At 52.6% G+C, this 16,977-nt stretch carries 17 protein-coding genes; 12 read left to right on the forward strand and 5 right to left on the reverse strand.

Annotation, left to right across the window (positions count from 1 at the left end):
- Nucleotides 1-16: 16 nt before the first annotated feature.
- The gene (locus tag WG929_RS02100) at nt 17-346 is read left to right on the forward strand and encodes a YqfO family protein (RefSeq protein WP_369857541.1); all 330 of its coding nucleotides are present in this window, start codon (nt 17-19) and stop codon (nt 344-346) included.
- Nucleotides 347-408: 62 nt separating this feature from the next.
- Here the strand turns inward: WG929_RS02100 and WG929_RS02105 are convergent, their stop codons facing one another.
- The gene (locus WG929_RS02105) at nt 409-951 is read right to left on the reverse strand and encodes an NUDIX hydrolase (protein ID WP_416204694.1); all 543 of its coding nucleotides are present in this window, start codon (nt 949-951) and stop codon (nt 409-411) included.
- A gap of 71 nt (nt 952-1,022) precedes the next feature.
- A complete protein-coding gene (locus WG929_RS02110; RefSeq protein ID WP_416204808.1) occupies nt 1,023-1,415 on the reverse strand; it encodes a DUF3135 domain-containing protein in 393 nt (130 codons plus the stop codon).
- Nucleotides 1,416-1,696: 281 nt separating this feature from the next.
- Between WG929_RS02110 and WG929_RS02115 the strand changes: the two genes are divergently transcribed.
- The 3 genes from WG929_RS02115 (at nt 1,697) to purT (ending at nt 3,924) form a co-directional block, all read left to right on the forward strand.
- Nucleotides 1,697-2,308, forward strand: a complete 612-nt coding sequence (locus WG929_RS02115) for a CoA pyrophosphatase (protein WP_416204695.1) — start codon at nt 1,697-1,699, stop codon at nt 2,306-2,308.
- 74 nt (nt 2,309-2,382) lie between these two features.
- Nucleotides 2,383-2,613, forward strand: coding sequence for a DUF1289 domain-containing protein (locus WG929_RS02120; protein WP_369857544.1), 231 nt, complete (start codon nt 2,383-2,385; stop codon nt 2,611-2,613).
- 87 nt (nt 2,614-2,700) lie between these two features.
- A complete protein-coding gene (purT, locus tag WG929_RS02125; protein WP_416204696.1) occupies nt 2,701-3,924 on the forward strand; it encodes a formate-dependent phosphoribosylglycinamide formyltransferase in 1,224 nt (407 codons plus the stop codon).
- Nucleotides 3,925-3,979: 55 nt separating this feature from the next.
- Here the strand turns inward: purT and WG929_RS02130 are convergent, their stop codons facing one another.
- Entirely contained in the window at nt 3,980-5,650 is a 1,671-nt protein-coding gene (locus tag WG929_RS02130; RefSeq protein ID WP_416204697.1) for a diguanylate cyclase, read from the reverse strand.
- 215 nt (nt 5,651-5,865) lie between these two features.
- Between WG929_RS02130 and WG929_RS02135 the strand changes: the two genes are divergently transcribed.
- Nucleotides 5,866-6,978, forward strand: coding sequence for a permease (locus WG929_RS02135; RefSeq protein ID WP_416204698.1), 1,113 nt, complete (start codon nt 5,866-5,868; stop codon nt 6,976-6,978).
- 2 nt (nt 6,979-6,980) lie between these two features.
- On the opposite strand, the gene WG929_RS02140 is transcribed toward WG929_RS02135, so the two are convergent.
- Nucleotides 6,981-7,529: a YaeQ family protein gene (locus WG929_RS02140; protein WP_369857548.1), complete on the reverse strand. Its 549-nt coding sequence runs from the start codon at nt 7,527-7,529 to the stop codon at nt 6,981-6,983.
- Between the two features lie 232 nt (nt 7,530-7,761).
- Between WG929_RS02140 and WG929_RS02145 the strand changes: the two genes are divergently transcribed.
- From WG929_RS02145 to metE, 7 genes are all read left to right on the forward strand, one after another.
- Entirely contained in the window at nt 7,762-8,046 is a 285-nt protein-coding gene (locus WG929_RS02145) for a helix-turn-helix transcriptional regulator (protein ID WP_416204699.1), read from the forward strand.
- A 304-nt stretch (nt 8,047-8,350) separates the two neighbouring features.
- Nucleotides 8,351-8,944, forward strand: coding sequence for a TMEM165/GDT1 family protein (locus WG929_RS02150; RefSeq protein ID WP_416204700.1), 594 nt, complete (start codon nt 8,351-8,353; stop codon nt 8,942-8,944).
- Nucleotides 8,945-9,078: 134 nt separating this feature from the next.
- The gene (locus WG929_RS02155; RefSeq protein WP_416204701.1) at nt 9,079-11,124 is read left to right on the forward strand and encodes an oxidoreductase; all 2,046 of its coding nucleotides are present in this window, start codon (nt 9,079-9,081) and stop codon (nt 11,122-11,124) included.
- A gap of 517 nt (nt 11,125-11,641) precedes the next feature.
- Nucleotides 11,642-12,403: an MHYT domain-containing protein gene (locus tag WG929_RS02160; RefSeq protein ID WP_416204702.1), complete on the forward strand. Its 762-nt coding sequence runs from the start codon at nt 11,642-11,644 to the stop codon at nt 12,401-12,403.
- A 274-nt stretch (nt 12,404-12,677) separates the two neighbouring features.
- Nucleotides 12,678-12,977 (forward strand): hypothetical protein, encoded by a 300-nt coding sequence (locus WG929_RS02165; RefSeq protein WP_416204703.1) that lies wholly within the window; start codon nt 12,678-12,680, stop codon nt 12,975-12,977.
- A gap of 142 nt (nt 12,978-13,119) precedes the next feature.
- Nucleotides 13,120-13,728 (forward strand): DUF3833 domain-containing protein, encoded by a 609-nt coding sequence (locus WG929_RS02170; protein WP_369857554.1) that lies wholly within the window; start codon nt 13,120-13,122, stop codon nt 13,726-13,728.
- A gap of 192 nt (nt 13,729-13,920) precedes the next feature.
- Nucleotides 13,921-16,320 (forward strand): 5-methyltetrahydropteroyltriglutamate--homocysteine S-methyltransferase, encoded by a 2,400-nt coding sequence (metE, locus tag WG929_RS02175; RefSeq protein ID WP_416204704.1) that lies wholly within the window; start codon nt 13,921-13,923, stop codon nt 16,318-16,320.
- A gap of 40 nt (nt 16,321-16,360) precedes the next feature.
- On the opposite strand, the gene WG929_RS02180 is transcribed toward metE, so the two are convergent.
- Entirely contained in the window at nt 16,361-16,864 is a 504-nt protein-coding gene (locus tag WG929_RS02180) for a hypothetical protein (RefSeq protein WP_369857556.1), read from the reverse strand.
- Nucleotides 16,865-16,977 lie beyond the last annotated feature (113 nt).

Genomic DNA, 16,977 nt, shown 5'->3' on the forward strand with positions numbered 1-16,977 from the left:
AACTTGTTGAGGCATTATGATGATGTACAAATTAGGCTTTTATGTACCTGTAAGCCATCTGGAACAGGTCAAACAGGCGGTCTTTGCGGCGGGAGGCGGTCAGATTGGCGAGTACTGTCAGTGTTGTTGGCAAGTGCTGGGGAGTGGACAGTTTTGTCCCTCGGCAGCCGCGAATCCTTATCTGGGTCAGCCTGAAACGTTAGAAACGGTTACAGAGTATCGTGTTGAGCTGGTGTCAGCGGATGATCATATTCGGGCTGTGCTGGCGGCGTTGCGGCTGGCGCATCCCTATGAAGAGCCAGCGTTTGATCTGGTGCGGCTGGTGGATGAAGCGGAATTGCCCTGAGAATTGCCCTGAAAAGAACCAGGGTATTTGGAGGTATTCACCGGGCCAGCGATCGTCGCAATTTATTCGCTACTCAGTTGGTTACGGCTGATGTTGAAAATGTGCGGCTGAGGTGGATTCGGGTTGTCGAGATAGCGTCGTAATGTCTGTTCGACCGTTGCAAACGCCAGGGATTGCCAGGGAATGTCGGCGGGGGCGAATAGTTCAACTTGCAGACTTTCCGGGCCGGATGCAAACTCGGGTCGAGGCAGATCGGCCAGAAAAAACACATGTACCTGGCTGATGTGAGTCACTGAAATCATGCTGAACAACGACGTAATGGTCACCTCAGCATGCGCCTCTTCCCAGGTTTCTCGCAGTGCCGCCTGCTCGGTACCTTCGTCATTTTCCATAAAACCGCCCGGCAGCGTCCAGTACCCCAGGCGTGGCTCAATAGCGCGTTTGCACAGCAGTATTTTGCCCTGATACACGGGTAATGTACCCGCGACAATCCGGGGATTGCTATAGAATATGGTGTTGCAAACACTACAAATGTCGCGTTCGCGGTTGTCCCCTTCAGGGATGCGCCGTTCTATGATGCTGGCACATTGGCTGCAGTATTTCATCCCGTCCTCAATTGTTGCTGCGATCACACAATGGGCAGTCGGTATGGCTGCCACGGGATGAGTATACCTTGTTAGTTATTGGCAAGCTGCGGAAACGGAACCACCGTGCTGCTATTCGGGTTGATTGTTGTCTTGACGCTGGTTGCTTCCATGATTGCCTGGTTGCTGGGTAATGCGCTGGTGAAGCCAGCAAGGGCCGAGCGGGTATCGACTTCTGCGCCGTTGATGGTTTGGCGCATTTGGTACAGGTGATCGTGCATCATTTTTGAGACGCGGATGCAGGAATCCATCGGGTTTCTGGCGCGGCGGCGTTCCATATCGACCTGAAACTGAAGCCCACGCAGACGCCGCTGAAAAGCTGGCGGAGCGTTGTTGATGGTTTCTTCGATCATTTGCTGTCTTAAGGCTTCCAGTTGTTCCGGGTTGCTGTCGGCGAGTTTTCTCAGTTCGTCGAAGGATGGCATCTTCACAGCACTGGCCTCTTGAAAATTTTTGGGAACTTGCTTGCACTTTGTGAAATCTAGTCTACCTCAGTAACAGGATGTAAAGAATCTTGTCGCTTTGTTTTTTAACCTGTCTAACCTGTTGAATTTACTTTAAAAATATTTTTGACAGTATTGTCACTCAGGTTTGGGCAAAAAAAATCTATTTGGCCGATAATCTGCTTCAACCTATAAACCTGCTCTGAAATCCTGTCTTGAGCTTTTTCTGGTGATCGAAAGGTCTCCCTACTAGACTGTTAATTATGAATCAATCCGATCTTTTTTTACGCTTGTCCGGGGAATGGCAAGGCCATCAACCCAGGCGCTTTTCCCGTGCCGGTTTGCGCGAAGCCGCCGTGTTGGTAGCGGTTACCGATCATCCGTATCAGCCATCACTGTTGCTGACCCGACGAGCTGCTGATATGCCCACTCATCAGGGGGAGGTCGCCTTTCCAGGCGGCAAACGCGACGATACCGACCATGATCTGGTGGCAACGGCATTACGTGAAGCCCATGAAGAAGTCGGTTTGTCTCCCGAGTATGTTCAGGTGGTGGGCATGCTGGATCAGGTGGTGTCCAAATTCGGTTTTCTGGTGACGCCGGTATTGGCGGTGATTCCCCATGAGGTGGCGTTAACGGCCGATCCGAGGGAGCTGGACTGCCTGTTTCATGTGCCGCTGGCATTTTTTGATCAGCCGCCATCCGGGTATTTCCAGCGGGATGGTATTCGTATGCCGACCTGGATATTTGAACGTTTTCGGATTTGGGGGCTGACGGCCTACATTACTGCGGAGATGCTGAATCGTTATTTTGCCGCTGAGATTGCGCTGGGTACGGTGGTACCCGCTACCGCAGAAGACCCTGAAGACGTGTAATCGACACTGTCTTGTTCTGATCAGACCCAACGGGTAGCATTCCCCCCTTCGCTTACTGCTGCTGGAGGCCGCTCTTGTCTACGGATACGACGCCATCTGCCGGAACTGAATTGCCGGTAAAATCCCCTTGTGTTCATGTCTGTGTGCTGGATAACCAGGACATTTGCCAGGGGTGTTATCGCTCCGGTATGGAAATCAGCCAGTGGGGCCGGATGTCGAACAGTGACAAGCGCGATGTACTGACGCGGTGTCATCAGCGGGAGCTGGTATCAGGAAATGTGTTTGTTATAGCCCCCTCTTCCTGAGTCGGTATTTTTTGTTGTTATTCATTTTTATTGGCGTTAGGCGGATGATACGGCCCGGTGCTGATTTGCTTGCCAGAGAGTCTGATTATGTCTGATGTTGCTGCTGTCCTGAATGCCCCGGTTATCGGTACCCCTTTTTCAGCTACCGCGACTCGAGTGCTGTTGTGTGGCTCTGGAGAGCTGGGCAAAGAGGTGGTCATTGAGTTGCAGCGCCTGGGGTGTGAGGTGATTGCGGTGGATCGCTACGCCAACGCTCCGGCGATGCAGGTCGCAGATCGTTGTCATGTGATCAATATGCTTGACGGTCAGGCCTTGCGTGCGGTGATTCAGCAAGAGCAACCAGCCTTGATCGTGCCGGAAATTGAAGCCATTGCGACGGCGACATTGGCAGAGCTGGAAAGTGAAGGGTTTCGGGTTGTGCCAACTGCCCGTGCAACTCAGTTGACGATGAATCGTGAAGGCATTCGTTGTCTGGCGGCAGAGACACTTGGAGTACCCACGTCGAGTTATCGTTTTGCGGCCTCAGAAAGTGATTTTTACGCGGCTGTTGAGACGATCGGTTTGCCGTGTCTGGTCAAGCCGATCATGAGTTCGTCTGGTAAAGGACAAAGCTTTGTGCGAACGGCTGCGGAGCTGGCTCCGGCCTGGCGTTATGCGCAAGAAGGTGGTCGTGCAGGGCAGGGGAAAGTGATTGTCGAAGGGTTTGTGGATTTTGACTTTGAAATCACATTATTGACTGTCCGTCACAGTGATGGGTGCGGTGGCACGGTGACGAGTTTTTGTGATCCGATTGGCCATCGCCAGCAAGACGGTGATTATCAGGAATCCTGGCAACCGCAGCAAATGACCGCAGCGGCCTTGCTACGGGCGCAGGAGATTGCCACCACCGTGACCACTGAACTCGGTGGCTGGGGGTTGTACGGCGTTGAACTGTTTGTGCGCGGGGATGAGGTTATTTTCAGTGAAGTCTCTCCACGACCACACGATACCGGGCTGGTCACGCTGATTTCGCAAGACCTGTCGGAGTTTGCCTTGCACGCACGGGCGATTCTGGGATTACCAATCCCGTCCATTCGTCAGTTCGGGGCTTCTGCGTCAGCGGTGATCCTGGTAGAAGGACGTTCAGCGACGATGCAATACGGCAATCTGTTTACTGCCATGATGGAGCCGGACACCCAGCTGCGCCTGTTTGGCAAGCCGGAGGTGCAGGGCAAGCGGCGTCTGGGGGTCGCTCTGGCAAGAGCTGAGTCTGAAGCGCTGGCGCGTGACAAGGCAAAGCGCAGTGCCGATGCGGTAACTGTGACGTTGTAAACCAGTCAGCAGTACACAACAGGGTTTGGTGTTCCAGGCAGGCGATTCTTTCTAGCTATTCTGGCCAGGATGTTGACTGTCGGCTCGCAAAACCCAGGTCAGCAGTATTGCCGTCGGCCAAATCGCCATCGGCTGAATCGCTACCTGCCGCAGGTCGCAGCGAGGCAACATCAATCACCCGATATTGGTTACGGCCGTTATTTTTGGCCAGGTACAGTGCTTGGTCTGCGAGTTGTAACCACTCTTCGGCGGAGATAAACCCTAGCCATGGCCCACCATGGTGAATCCAGGCGGCTCCCATACTGATGGTCAACCGGTGGCTGACATCGGAATCCGGGTGGGGTATCGCCAGGATTCTGATGGCATTGGTTATCTGAGTACATAACTGCTCAAGCTCTTCTCGGCTGTCGGCATAAACCAGCAAGACAAACTCCTCACCGCCAAAGCGGGCAATTTCCTCATCGGTTCGCCGAGCCAGTTTCGACAGTGCCGTCGCGACCTGCTGCAACGCCTGGTCTCCCTGCTGATGACCGTAGCGGTCGTTATAAAGCTTGAAATAGTCGATATCGATCATGATCAGTGCCATGGATAACGGATTGCGGCAGAGTCGATACCAGGCTCTTTCCTGCATACGGTCAAATCCACGTCGGTTGCGCACTCCGGTCAGGGCGTCGGTGTGACTGAGCACTTCAAGGCGCTGGTTCTGATCCCGAATAGTAGCTACCAACTGGTTGTGTGAGTTGGCTAGCTGGGCTATCTCGGTGATGTAGAACGATTGGGTGAGCGGCAATTCTTTTATATGTCCCAATTTCAGGTTACGTAACAAATGGCTATTGGCGACTTTAAGGGGTGTGATAATCAGGTGTAGAATGATTGAGAATAAGGATACGGGAATTGCACCAATGATGAGCATTTCCTGCAGGGTATTCATATTTAAGAGATGCGGCAGGCTAAGATCCGGGTCGGTGATTTTCAGGCAGTAGACGGGTTGCTCAAACGGGTCTAGCAAACAGCGTATGACACTGATCATCGCGATGCTGACCGGCTCATCAAATCCCTGGGCAGGGTTGGTGATGGCAACGGCGGCAATGTTCAGACGGGTAATGCGTTCAAAGTCGCCCAGCATGGAGTTGTTCAGGTGTTTCATAAACACCATCCAGCCAACACCTTCGCCTGTGCCATCGGAACGGGAGATTGGATTAGCCGCAATCATGGTGGGGAACCCATCGATCAGTGTCATGGCGGTGGCTGGAGTGCTGCCAAGTAGAACGGTTTGTAGAATCGGTGGCAGTAAGCGGTCGGTTGTGCCCGAATAGTGCTCCAGCTGTCCGTTGGCGTTGCTGTAGCGATAGCCAGCCCGCAGAGTCTGGTTGTGATCCAGAATCATCACACCATTGAGTGATAATGAGGCAAAAGTCGACACGATAAAATTGGAACTCAGATAACCGTTTTTATCGCGACCATTACGGATGAAATCCCAGCTGTCATCCCACTGGGCATGGTCGTTGGTCATTATCTGGAGCTGTTCCTGAGCAAGCGACAAGGCTTGGGCCAGGCTTTCGATGCCGCGTTGTTGCTGGGCTGCGGCAGTGGCCATATCGGCAGGGTAGCTGACCCAGTAGCGAAACCCGGTCAGCCAGACAAACAGGAGTGTCAAATAGCTGATGACCAGGAGTGTATAAAGCGTTTTTACCGAAAGCTGTTGTGGAGATACCTTTTTCGGCATGGATAAATCCGGTTTGGATGTGGGTGATGTAAGGATAGTCGGGTTGGGCGAAGTTGTCGGGTCTTGCTGCGTTATTTCGGCAAGCTAGGTGGATGAGAATATTTGGCATTGATTTGCAGGGGGCGGTGAGACGCAATATGAGTGAATCTGGAAGTTGTTGCGGTGGGGACCGCTCGCCGCTCGTTGCTGAGCCTGATGTAAAAGCGGATGTGGCGATGAAAAGCTGCTGCGGCAATGCAACGGTTGTCAGTACGCCGGTGGCTGCCAGCTGTTGTGGCGGAGACTCGACAGCAGACGACACTGGTTGCTGCGGGCCAGCCAAAACATTTGACTGGGTATTATGGGGCAGTGGCAGCTTTGTGGTAACAGGCTACCTGGGCTGGCTGCTATTGGGGCAGGTTGGCCCGAGCTGGCTGGCGACCCTGTTGCACACCTCGTTCGAAATGGTGAACGCCATGTGGTGGGGGGTTATCTCGGCGTCCTTGTTTGTTGGTTTGCTGGGGCGTATTCCTCGTGAACTGGTGATGTCGGTGCTGGGACAGGCAGGTTCGCGGCAGGGGATTTTTCGTGCCACCCTGGCGGGACTGATGCTGGATTTGTGTAATCACGGCATTCTGATGATTGGTATGAAGTTGTATGAGCGTGGTGCCAGTATTGGTCAGGTGATGGCTTTTCTGATTGCCAGTCCGTGGAATTCATTAACGCTGACGCTGATTTTGATTGGGCTGATCGGTTTGCAATGGACGCTGGTATTTATCGTTGCTTCGCTGGCCATTGCCTGGGTCAGTGGGCTGATTTTTGACCGTTTGGTGGTCGCCGGTGTGCTACCCGCCAATCCTAATCATCAACAGCCCCAGAAGGTTCATGTCAGAGTAACGCTGAAGCAAGTCTGGCAAGATGAAGACTGGACGTTATCCGGGTTGGCAATGATGTTCTGGCAAGGGTTGAAAGAATCCAAAACTGTACTGCGTTGGGTTTTTCTTGGTGTGGTGCTGGTAGCGCTGGTGCGGGCTTTTGTACCAGAAGACAGTTTCGGTGTCTGGTTTGGTGCCAGTGCCGGAGGCTTGTTGCTGACCCTGCTGGCGGCGACGGTGATTGAGGTTTGCTCGGAGGGATCCAGCCCGATTGCCGCCGACCTGGTTACCCGTGCGGCGGCGCCGGGCAACGGCTTTACCTTCCTGATGGCCGGCGCAGCGACGGATTACACCGAGATCATGTCGCTTAAAGACACCACCCGCAGCTGGAAAATTGCGCTGTTCCTGCCGCTGGTGACCGTGCCGCAGGTATTACTGCTGGGATGGCTGATGAATAGCATGGCGGCCGGGTGATGTCAGTCACTGAGCGGGTGCAGTTGTTGGGGTTGTATCTCGATACTGCCCTGGTCATTACCCAGCCAAAGTGTGCCATCCTGGATATTGGCCTGTAAGCGCATGGTACGATCGTAAAGCGACTCCAGCTGTTCTATGGCATCGGCGTCGAGGTTGTAGACGCTGAGGTTGTTGAAGCGTGTGCAGCTGTTTTTGAGGCTGTCCCACCACGGTAATGCGGTGCGGCCATGATATTCGTAGATGCGTACTTGTTGGGCTTTTTGGCAGGCTTTGCGAATGCGTTTTTCATCCGGCTGGCCCAGCTCAATCCAGAGCAGGGTCTGGTCGCTGTAGTCTCTTACCCACAGTTCCGGTTCGTCATCGGTACTGAGTCCACGGGTAAATTCCAGGGTGTCACTTGCATTCAAGGCAAACACCGCAATTCGGGTCATTAATCGCAGCAGAGTTTCTGAAGGGTGTTGCGCCAGTGTCAGGTTATACGTTTGATAGTGGTGGCGATCCATGTCTGATACGGCCAGTTCGATTTTACAAATGGTTGCCTTGATGGCCATGGGAATTCCAACGACTGAATATCGGGCCGCGAGTGTACCTTGAGGTTTACTCAATAGCACGGGTTGCGGTGTGCTGGGTTTTTCTGGTGAACGTCTGTTTTTCAGCTATACCTACAGAGACCGGTTGGTCAGGCTAATCGGCAGGTTGCTTGACGTTGAACTCTGTATTGACCGGCTATTCAGGGGGACAGTGAACCCAAACACCACGGCTATAAAAATAGTGAGCCTTGTTATGAGCTATCAAGAATTGAGTGTGCCAGGGCTGTTGGCTGAAGTCGGTTTGCGGGTACGAGCTGCGCGGCTGGTGGCGAATCTTAGCCAGGAGCAGTTGGCTCGTGAGGCGGGTGTTAGCCGCTCGACAATCAAGCGTCTGGAAGCAGGAACCGATAGCGTCAGCTTGTCCAATCTGTTGGCGGTATTACAAGTTCTGGGCTGTATTGACGCTGTTGTTGCCTCCTTGCCTGAACCGGAACGTTCAGTCGATGCCCGTCAGCGTGCATCCCGTACCAGTCACTGAGTCATCGCAGTATGTTTGAATCGTTATCTTGCCGATGGCTCTAAGTTGCTTGGAGCGGCGGCTTAAAGTTTTGACAAGCCGTGCGTTCAGCGCTAGATTGCAGCCCTCTCTTGGGGGAGTAGTCTGACGAGCGTTGGTTCTTTTTATGTTGTAAAAACAACGTTCGTATCCTGTGTCAACACACTTGGGCCTCATGCTCATGGTGCAGGAAATACCTTGGTATTGGACAAGACCTGAGACGAATACTGGTTCCATGGGTGGCTGCCAGCATTCGTCTTTGGTGTCTGCCGCCCGGTAACGATAAATGATGGATTCTCCTGACTCGCTGTTCTCTTCCGCTTTTTTTTCTTCTGCTGTTGCGGTCACGCTGGCTGAAATGGGTGATAAAACCCAGCTGCTGACGTTGTTTCTGACGCTCAAATTCCGTAATAGATGGGCGATTGTGCTGGCGATTGTGTTGGCGACGCTGGTCAATCACGGCCTGTCTGCCTGGTTCGGAGTGTGGCTCGGTGATCGCCTTGAGCTATGGCTGAGTGATGGCTGGATTGATTGGCTATTGGCTGGCAGTTTTATGGCGATGGGGTTATGGGTGCTGATTCCGGACAAGGACGATGGCGGCGAATCCCGGTTTCTGGCGTTCGGTGCGTTTTTTGCCACTCTGGTGCTGTTCTCACTGGCTGAGCTGGGTGATAAAACCCAGGTTGCGACGGTCTTACTGGCTGCAGAGTGGCAACAGCCCATGCTGGTGACGCTCGGTACGACGCTTGGGATGTTGATTGCGAATGTGCCGGTGATCTGGTTTGGCCAGGCATTGCTACAGCGGACTCCGCTGGATCGTGTGCGTTATGTTACGTCGATATGCTTTTTTGCTGGCGGTGTATGGATCTTGCTGATGTAGGCCGGACGCTGGGATAATGGCGATAAAAACGCGGCCAATGTTCCGTTGGGTTTTTTATTTGCTCTGTATGGTTATTGTTTGGCCGCCAGTACGCACTACACTGGGCGTAACGATAATAATCAGAGCATGCACCCATGAGCCGCTATACCCATCTGTTCCAGCCCCTTGATCTTGGTTTTACGCAACTCAAAAACCGGGTGGTGATGGGCTCCATGCATACCGGTTTGGAAGACCGTCCCTGGCACTTTAATGAACTGGCGGCTTATTTTGAGGAGCGGGCCAAAGGCGGGGTAGGCTTGATCGTGACCGGTGGTTTTGCACCGAATCGGGTCGGCGACCTGTTGCCATTTGGTTCCAAGCTGATCAGTTCATGGCAAGTGCCGTTTCATCGCAAGGTAACGGACGCGGTGCACCGTCATGATGGCAAGATCCTGATGCAAATCCTGCATGCTGGCCGTTATGGCTATACGCCCTTAAACGTCGCGCCTAGTGCGATTCAGTCGCCGATTACGCCATTCAAGCCACGGGAGCTGACTGCCGGGCAGATTCGTACCACCATCAAGCATTTTGGTCGTGCGGCAAGACTGGCGCAAAAAGCCGGTTATGACGGCGTCGAGGTTATGGGCTCGGAAGGGTATTTTATTACCCAGATGCTGAATACACGTACCAACCAGCGCACCGACGAATGGGGTGGCAGCTATCGCAATCGAATGCGGTTTGCTATTGAAGTGATCCGCGAGATTCGTGCTCGAGCCGGTGAGCATTTTATTGTGATGTTTCGTCTTTCGATGCTGGATCTGGTTGATGGTGGTTCTACCGCCGAGGAGATCATCGAGTTGGCACATGAGCTGGAAAAAGCCGGTGTTACTCTGTTGAACACCGGCATCGGTTGGCACGAAGCTCGAGTGCCGACTATTGTGACCTCGGTGCCTCGGGGAGCTTTTGTGGCGGCGACGGCGCAAGTGAAACAGGCGGTATCGATTCCTGTTATCGCCTCCAACCGCATTAATATGCCCGAAACCGCAGAAGCCATTCTGGCTCAAGGCCAGGCGGACATGGTTGCCATGGCGCGCCCGTTTCTGGCAGACCCGGAATGGGTGCTGAAAGCCGAACAAGGTCGCGAAGACGAGATCAACACCTGTATTGCCTGTAATCAGGCTTGTCTTGACCATACCTTTGAAAACAAACGCGCCAGCTGCCTGGTGAACCCGCGTGCTTGTCATGAAACCGAGCTGGTATGGCAACCGACCACGCAGCCGAAACGGGTTGCAGTGGTGGGAGCGGGTCCTGCCGGGCTGGCCTGCGCTGTTGTGGCTGCCCAGCGTGGCCACCAGGTCTCTCTGTTTGAGGGGCGGGATTTTATCGGTGGCCAGTTTAATCTGGCATCCCGTATTCCGGGGAAGGAAGAGTTTCGCGAAACCATTCGCTATTACCAGGCCATGATTCAGAAGCTGGGGATCGACCTGCGCTTGTCGACGCGAGTGGAGGCAGACAGCTTGAGCCAGTCCGGCTTTGATGACGTGGTGATCGCCACTGGTGTTGAGCCGCGTATCCCGCAGGTGGCAGGGCTGGACAATGCCAAGGTAATTACTTATCAACAATTGTTGAGTGAACCACTGGCGCTGGGTTCAAGAGTAGCCATTATGGGTGCTGGTGGTATTGGCTTCGATGTTGCCGAGTATCTTACTCAGGAAGGGCAATCCACCACACTGAATGCGAAGCACTGGCGTGTTGAGTGGGGTGTGGATGTCACCAGTCAGACACGGGGCGGATTAGTTGCTCCGATCGTGGACGCCTCGCCCCGCAAGGTGTATCTGCTGCAGCGAAAAGCGTCGGCTCTGGGTAAAGGGCTGAATAAAACCACCGGTTGGGTGCATCGTGCCACCATGAAGATGAAGCAGGTCGAAATGATCGCAGGGGTACAATACGACCGTATCGATGATCAGGGCTTGCATATCCGTATCGTACGTGGAGATGAGACCGAAGAGCGTCTGCTGGAAGTCGATCACATTGTGGTGTGTACCGGGCAGGAGTCCGTGAATCGGCTTTACCACGATCTAAAAGCGCTGATGACAGACGGTGTAACCGGTATTCATCTGGTGGGAGGGGCTGAATTTGCCGGTGAACTGGACGCCAAACGAGCCATTCGACAGGCCAGTGTGCTGGCTGCTTCTCTGTAGCCGTTCGATTTGATCTGACTGCCGCTGGTTTTTTGATCAGACGGTAGTCTTCACGCTTCATCCCTCTTTTATTACCAGGGGATTCTCCCCACCTCTCCCCCTATCTTGTAATTTTGGTAAGCATTAAAACCCCTATTTTTTGTACATGTATTGCATCGTTTTTTTGATTTTTATCATTAAAAATGGTTTTTTTATGACTTTTTGGTTCTTAATTGTATGAAATGACCACGATTTTTTAAACTCCTAGCGCTATTTCTTGATTTTGTCGATACATGGCTTGTTGAATTTATTGATGTATATCAGATTTTATATATATTTTGAGGTGTTTCTGACAAGTCGTGCTACATTTTTAATGTACGGTTTCTATTTAATATTATATAAAACCTATACAATAGTTGCGTCAGAGTTTTTCGAAATGATGTCTGGCATTTGATTTGGCGGTTTTTTCGTCGTGTTTTTTTACTCAGAAAGTGGAACGGTTATCCGATTCTGACGCTTTCTGAACTGTGAGGTGGCTATGGCTTCTGAGTACAATTTGGCGCTGGTCGCACTTTCGTACTGTATTTCTGTACTGGGTTCGTATACCGCCCTGAAACTTGCCAAAGGTATGGCCACATCGCGCCCGGAAAATCTGTGGTTCTGGGTGGTTGGATCGGCTTTTGCCTTGGGTGGGGGTGGTGTATGGGCGATGCATTTTGTCGGCATGCTGGCATTTGATACTCCGGTTGATTTTGGTTACGACCTGGGAATGACACTGGCATCATTGGTGTTGGCCGTCGTGGTTGTCGGATTGGGCTTGTATGTTGTAGGGCGTAACCCGGATAGCCTGATGCGGTTATTGAGTGCCGGTCTTATCACCGGGCTTGGTGTGGCTTCCATGCACTACACGGGAATGGAAGCGATGGTGATGCCGGGTGAAATGATTTACGACCCGGCTCTGGTCGGGGCGTCCATCCTGATTGCGGTGGGTGCTTCGATCTGTGCGTTATGGTTGGCATTTAATGTCCATACGCTGATGCTGAGAATACTCAGTGCCATGGTGATGGGAGTTGCTGTATGTGGCATGCACTATACCGGTATGGCGGCAATGCATATGAACTATAGCCATTCCCCTGCGGATAGCCTGTCGCTTTTGCAGTACAAGGCGACGCTTGACCCCGGCGTATTGGCAGTCTTGATTGCTGTGGTGGTAGTGGCATTACTGTTGTCGCTGCTGGTGGGAACCATGGAAGGCTTGAAGGAGCAGGAACGTCGGGTTTCACTGCGTATTGATCGGTAAGTGCTGGAACATTGTCGGGGGCGCGTGTCCCCCGGCATAAAGTGGAACTGTCGTGGTTAGCGTGGCGTTAAAAAATGGCAGTAAGGCGGTTAAATTAGCCCAACCGACTTGCTGCCACCTTCTTGTGTACCCATCCTCTGCTCTGTACCTGCACTGTGAATTTTGCCTGGCTCTGGCTGTCTGCACTCATACCCATTCGCTGTGAAAGCCATCACTTACTATAACCTGCTAGGCTGTAAAGCAACTTTCTGATGACTGTACAGTGGTTGCTGTTATGTGGCTTGTTCGTTCTTTCTGTCTTGGTATGGTGATGATCATTGCGGTTGGTGTTGCGCACGCTGAACTCGAATGCAACGATCGTGATGCCGTGGTCGCCAGTGACACCTTGGCAAAGAAGTTATTCAAGGCCGCTGTCGTTTTTCACCCCGCGCTGGTGTTGAAGCGCCACTGGCCCAGTCGGCAAAAAGAAGTTGCCAGTTATATTCAGACTGGCGAAAAGAAGTACAGTATCTATTCGCTGGTTTCTCCTGATTGCCAGGCGCATTTTATCAAGCGTACCCGCCAGAACGACTGAGTTTCATTGTAGCGGCTTTCCCCTTTTGCAGACGGCTTTGCAGATTCCTGATTTTGTTGTTGTATAATACTGTATAGGTTTTTTGGTCTTGATTGTGGTGTATCAATCACCGAATGACAGCAGCGCTTTAAGGGAGTGTTTTATGAAACCGGTTATTTTTATGGTTGTTCTTACCACTGCCTCTGTGGGGCTTCTCGGGTGCAGCAGCATCACCGTTCAGGAGTACGTTGCCAACACGCCGACATTGATACCCAAGACATTTTTTAATGGGCGGCTATGCGCGGATGGTATCGTAAAAGATTATCGCGGCAGGGTGACCCGCCATTTTAATGCCCGCATCTTGGCCAGTTGGGATTCAGCGGGCATCGGTACCCTGGATGAAGTTTTTCAGTTTGCTGATCGGCATCTGGGGGATTATGAAAAACGCATCTGGACCCTCGTGCCAGATCGTGATGGAGCCTATATGGCGACGGCTAATGACGTGGTGGAGCCAGCTCGCATGACCTTTGCTGGTAACAGTTTGCATATGAACTACCTGTTGAACTACGGTGCGGATGACGATCAGATCACGCTGCGGATGGATGACTGGATGTTTCTGGTGAACGAGAAAACCATCGTCAACGAAACCCGTATGAGTAAATGGGGATTGACGCTTGGCCATGTGCTGCTGACTATTCGCAAGGCACATCCTGCCGATTTGTGTCTCGCAGGAGGTTCTGCTGCGGCTGCAACCGAGCGGGTGTCGATGTAACGGACGGTGGCCGTGATTGGATCACACGTTATCCGGGGGACAAGGTGACTGGATAGTCTTGCAGAAGTACTATTGGTTTGTTCATTGTTGCTCTGAATTAATATTTCTCAATATAAGTTCAATTTATTTCGTTTTTTCTCATAAATAAATCCTGCCAGAATCAGTATTAATTTCATGATTCAGAGAAAAAACATGACGAAGTTTCATATTCCTGGTTTCCCTCGTATTGGTGAACAACGCCAGCTTAAACGTGGATTGGAAGGTTATTGGGCTGGTGACGTCAGTCAGCCAGAGTTGCTGTCGATAGCAACCCGCATCCGTGAGTCCAATTGGCAACGTCAGCTTGCCGCTGGCGTTGATTGGCTCACGGTCGGGGATTTTGCTCTCTACGATCACGTACTGAATACGTCGGTACTGCTGGGACATTTACCAGAACGGGTAAAAACCACGGATAATCGGATTGATCAGATGTTTCTGACGGCCAGGGGACGGGCACCGTCAGGAACACCCTGCCACGCTGCGGAAATGACCAAATGGTTTGATACCAATTACCATTATCTGGTGCCTGAGTGTCGCGCTGACGATACCTTCCAGTTGCAGCCTGAGTGGTTGCTGGATGAGATCCGCGCCGCCCAGGCGCTGACTGATCAGGTTAAACCGGTCATTCTTGGTCCGATGACGTATCTCTTTCTGGCTAAAAGTGCAGAGGGTGTTGATCGATTGAGCCTGTTGCCACGACTTTTACCGATTTACAGTGAGCTGTTCTGTTTGTTGAAAGAACAAGGTATCGACTGGGTGCAGCTGGATGAGCCTGTACTGGCGCTGGATCTGCCAGATGACTGGCAGCAAGCATTTGAACCGGCTTATCACAGCCTGCGTTTTGGCGGTCTGAATATCCTTCTGGCCAGTTATTTTGGCAGTCTGGAACGTAATCAGTCTGTGGCGCTGGCGTTACCGGTGCAGGGGCTTCATATCGATCAGGTGGCAGGAACCGATGATCTTGGCGCGCTGGTGGATAAGCTGGGGCCTTACAAGGTGCTGTCTGTTGGCGCTATCTCGGGGCGCAATATCTGGCGTACGGATCTGGATGCCTGTTACCGCTTGTTGAAGCCGGTCGCTGAACAACTTGGCGATCGTCTCTGGGTTTCGACCTCCTGTTCGTTACTGCATGTACCCTATGATGTTGATAATGAAGCCGCAACGGACGGGCGTATGACTCCGGCGGTATTACCCTGGTTGGCATTTGCACAGCAAAAACTGGAAGAGGGCAGTTTATTACGTGACGGGCTCAACACCGCAGCGACATTAAACTGCCAGGCCTGGCAGCAGCAAGCAGACTGTATTACTGATCGCCACGAGTCGCTCATGGTTCACAAACCTGCGGTCAAGTTGGTGGCACAAACGGCGGCCAGCCAGCAGTGGCAACGTAGCCTGCCGTATGAGCAGCGAGCTGAGTGCCAGCAAGCGCGCTGGCAGTTGCCGTTATTGCCGACAACAACGATTGGCTCATTTCCTCAAACGGCTGAGATTCGTCAGTTGCGCCAACGGTTTCGCCAGGGCGATATCAACCCATCGGTCTATCATCAGGGCTTGCTGACGGAAATAGAACACTGCATCCGAGTTCAGGAGGACATCGGCCTGGACGTGCTGGTGCATGGCGAAGCCGAACGTAACGACATGGTGGAATATTTTGGTGAGTTGCTGGAGGGTATTGCTGTATCGAGCCATGGCTGGGTGCAAAGTTATGGCTCCCGTTGTGTCAAACCGCCGCTGATTTTTGGGGATATTGAGCGACTGCAACCCATGACGGTGGAATGGAGTCGTTATGCGGCCAGCCTGAGTGAGCGTCCGGTGAAAGGAATGTTGACCGGTCCAGTGACCTTGCTGAAATGGGCGTTTGTTCGTGATGACCAACCCTGGTCTCAAACCGCCTATCAGCTTGCGGCTGCCCTGAGAGTCGAAATTGCCGAGCTGGAAGCTGCTGGAATCGGCATGATCCAGGTGGATGAACCGGCATTACGTGAGGCATTACCATTAAAGCAGGCCGCACGGGCGGATTATCTGGCCTGGGCCGTCAATAGCTTCCGTTATGCAACCACTGCTGTTGCTGCTGAGACCCAGATTCACACGCACATGTGTTACGCCGATTTTGACGATATTCTGCCAGCGATCGAAGCTATGGATGCCGATGTTATTACGCTGGAGACCGCGCGTTCAGCGAGTAAATTGCTGGACGGCCTGGCCAGTCGGCCTTATCACAATGGTATTGGCCCAGGTGTTTATGATATTCACAGCCCGAATGTACCGGATACTGAGGCGATGGCTTCGATATTGAGAGCAGCGGCTGCCGTTGTGCCGCTACGCAACCTTTGGGTGAACCCGGATTGCGGCTTGAAAACCCGTCGTTGGGAAGAGGTGAAACCTGCACTCAAGGCGATGGTACAGGTTGCGCAGACGTTGCGGGCGCAAGGGCTGGATACGATCAGTCATGCCGGGCTTGGCGGCGAAGCAGCTTCCCGGCAAGTTCATGAAAGTCTGATCGGTCATACAGAGGATGATCCTTGTCCCTCTCACGCACGCTGCGTGCCGTAGTCGCAAGTTGTTCGTCTGGACAGGTGCTGGGCTGCCCTGGTCAGTCCTGCTCCAGATCCTGTTCGGGTAGTTTGTCAGTGAGTCCATGCTGTTTGGCCCACAGCTGTAGCATGATCAGTACGCGTTCATCGCAGGTCAGTTGGTGATGAAACAGCTGGTCTGTGGCTTCTGCCAGTGCTGGTTGGTCGGTGATTTCTTCACTATGGTTGCCGAGTTCGATGCTGAGTTCGCGATTGCAAGCCTCATAGATTTTGGTCAGCAGAGGTTCGATGCGCTCGGGATCATCGGTCATTAACCAGGTTTGTTCCAGGTCATTCTCAAGCTCACGCACAATTGCCCAGGTAGTTTCCCCGCGCTGATAGAGGGTATCTTGACTGATGCCATGTATATCTTCGAGAGCATAGTCCCAGTCATTCCAGCCATCATCGGGTTGGATGAGTGTTGTCTTGATCAAGCCATCCGCCATTGACCAGGCAATGGCAATGGGGTGCGCTTCTTCCTCGTAGGAGCTGGCGTCAACAGCAATAAAATGTGGATAGGCCACAGCTACCTCTTATCTGAAAACCGGGAAGTGGAATGTACGGTTTGCAGCGACTGGCAGCAACCGAATTTATTACCAAAATACCTCTATCTCCGGCTTGCAGACCGCTTGATTGA

This window comes from Oceanobacter antarcticus, assembly GCF_044962685.1.
GTDB lineage: Bacteria > Pseudomonadota > Gammaproteobacteria > Pseudomonadales > Oceanobacteraceae > Oceanobacter > Oceanobacter antarcticus.

Coding starts and splice junctions, on each gene's coding strand:
- WG929_RS02100 (WP_369857541.1), top strand. CDS start 17: ATGATGATGTACAAATTAGGCTTTTATGTACCTGTAAGCCATCTGGAA.
- WG929_RS02105 (WP_416204694.1), bottom strand. CDS start 951: ATGAAATACTGCAGCCAATGTGCCAGCATCATAGAACGGCGCATCCCT.
- WG929_RS02110 (WP_416204808.1), bottom strand. CDS start 1,415: ATGCCATCCTTCGACGAACTGAGAAAACTCGCCGACAGCAACCCGGAA.
- WG929_RS02115 (WP_416204695.1), top strand. CDS start 1,697: ATGAATCAATCCGATCTTTTTTTACGCTTGTCCGGGGAATGGCAAGGC.
- purT (WP_416204696.1), top strand. CDS start 2,701: ATGTCTGATGTTGCTGCTGTCCTGAATGCCCCGGTTATCGGTACCCCT.
- WG929_RS02130 (WP_416204697.1), bottom strand. CDS start 5,650: ATGCCGAAAAAGGTATCTCCACAACAGCTTTCGGTAAAAACGCTTTAT.
- WG929_RS02135 (WP_416204698.1), top strand. CDS start 5,866: ATGAAAAGCTGCTGCGGCAATGCAACGGTTGTCAGTACGCCGGTGGCT.
- WG929_RS02140 (WP_369857548.1), bottom strand. CDS start 7,529: ATGGCCATCAAGGCAACCATTTGTAAAATCGAACTGGCCGTATCAGAC.
- WG929_RS02145 (WP_416204699.1), top strand. CDS start 7,762: ATGAGCTATCAAGAATTGAGTGTGCCAGGGCTGTTGGCTGAAGTCGGT.
- WG929_RS02150 (WP_416204700.1), top strand. CDS start 8,351: ATGATGGATTCTCCTGACTCGCTGTTCTCTTCCGCTTTTTTTTCTTCT.
- WG929_RS02155 (WP_416204701.1), top strand. CDS start 9,079: ATGAGCCGCTATACCCATCTGTTCCAGCCCCTTGATCTTGGTTTTACG.
- WG929_RS02160 (WP_416204702.1), top strand. CDS start 11,642: ATGGCTTCTGAGTACAATTTGGCGCTGGTCGCACTTTCGTACTGTATT.
- WG929_RS02165 (WP_416204703.1), top strand. CDS start 12,678: ATGTGGCTTGTTCGTTCTTTCTGTCTTGGTATGGTGATGATCATTGCG.
- WG929_RS02170 (WP_369857554.1), top strand. CDS start 13,120: ATGAAACCGGTTATTTTTATGGTTGTTCTTACCACTGCCTCTGTGGGG.
- metE (WP_416204704.1), top strand. CDS start 13,921: ATGACGAAGTTTCATATTCCTGGTTTCCCTCGTATTGGTGAACAACGC.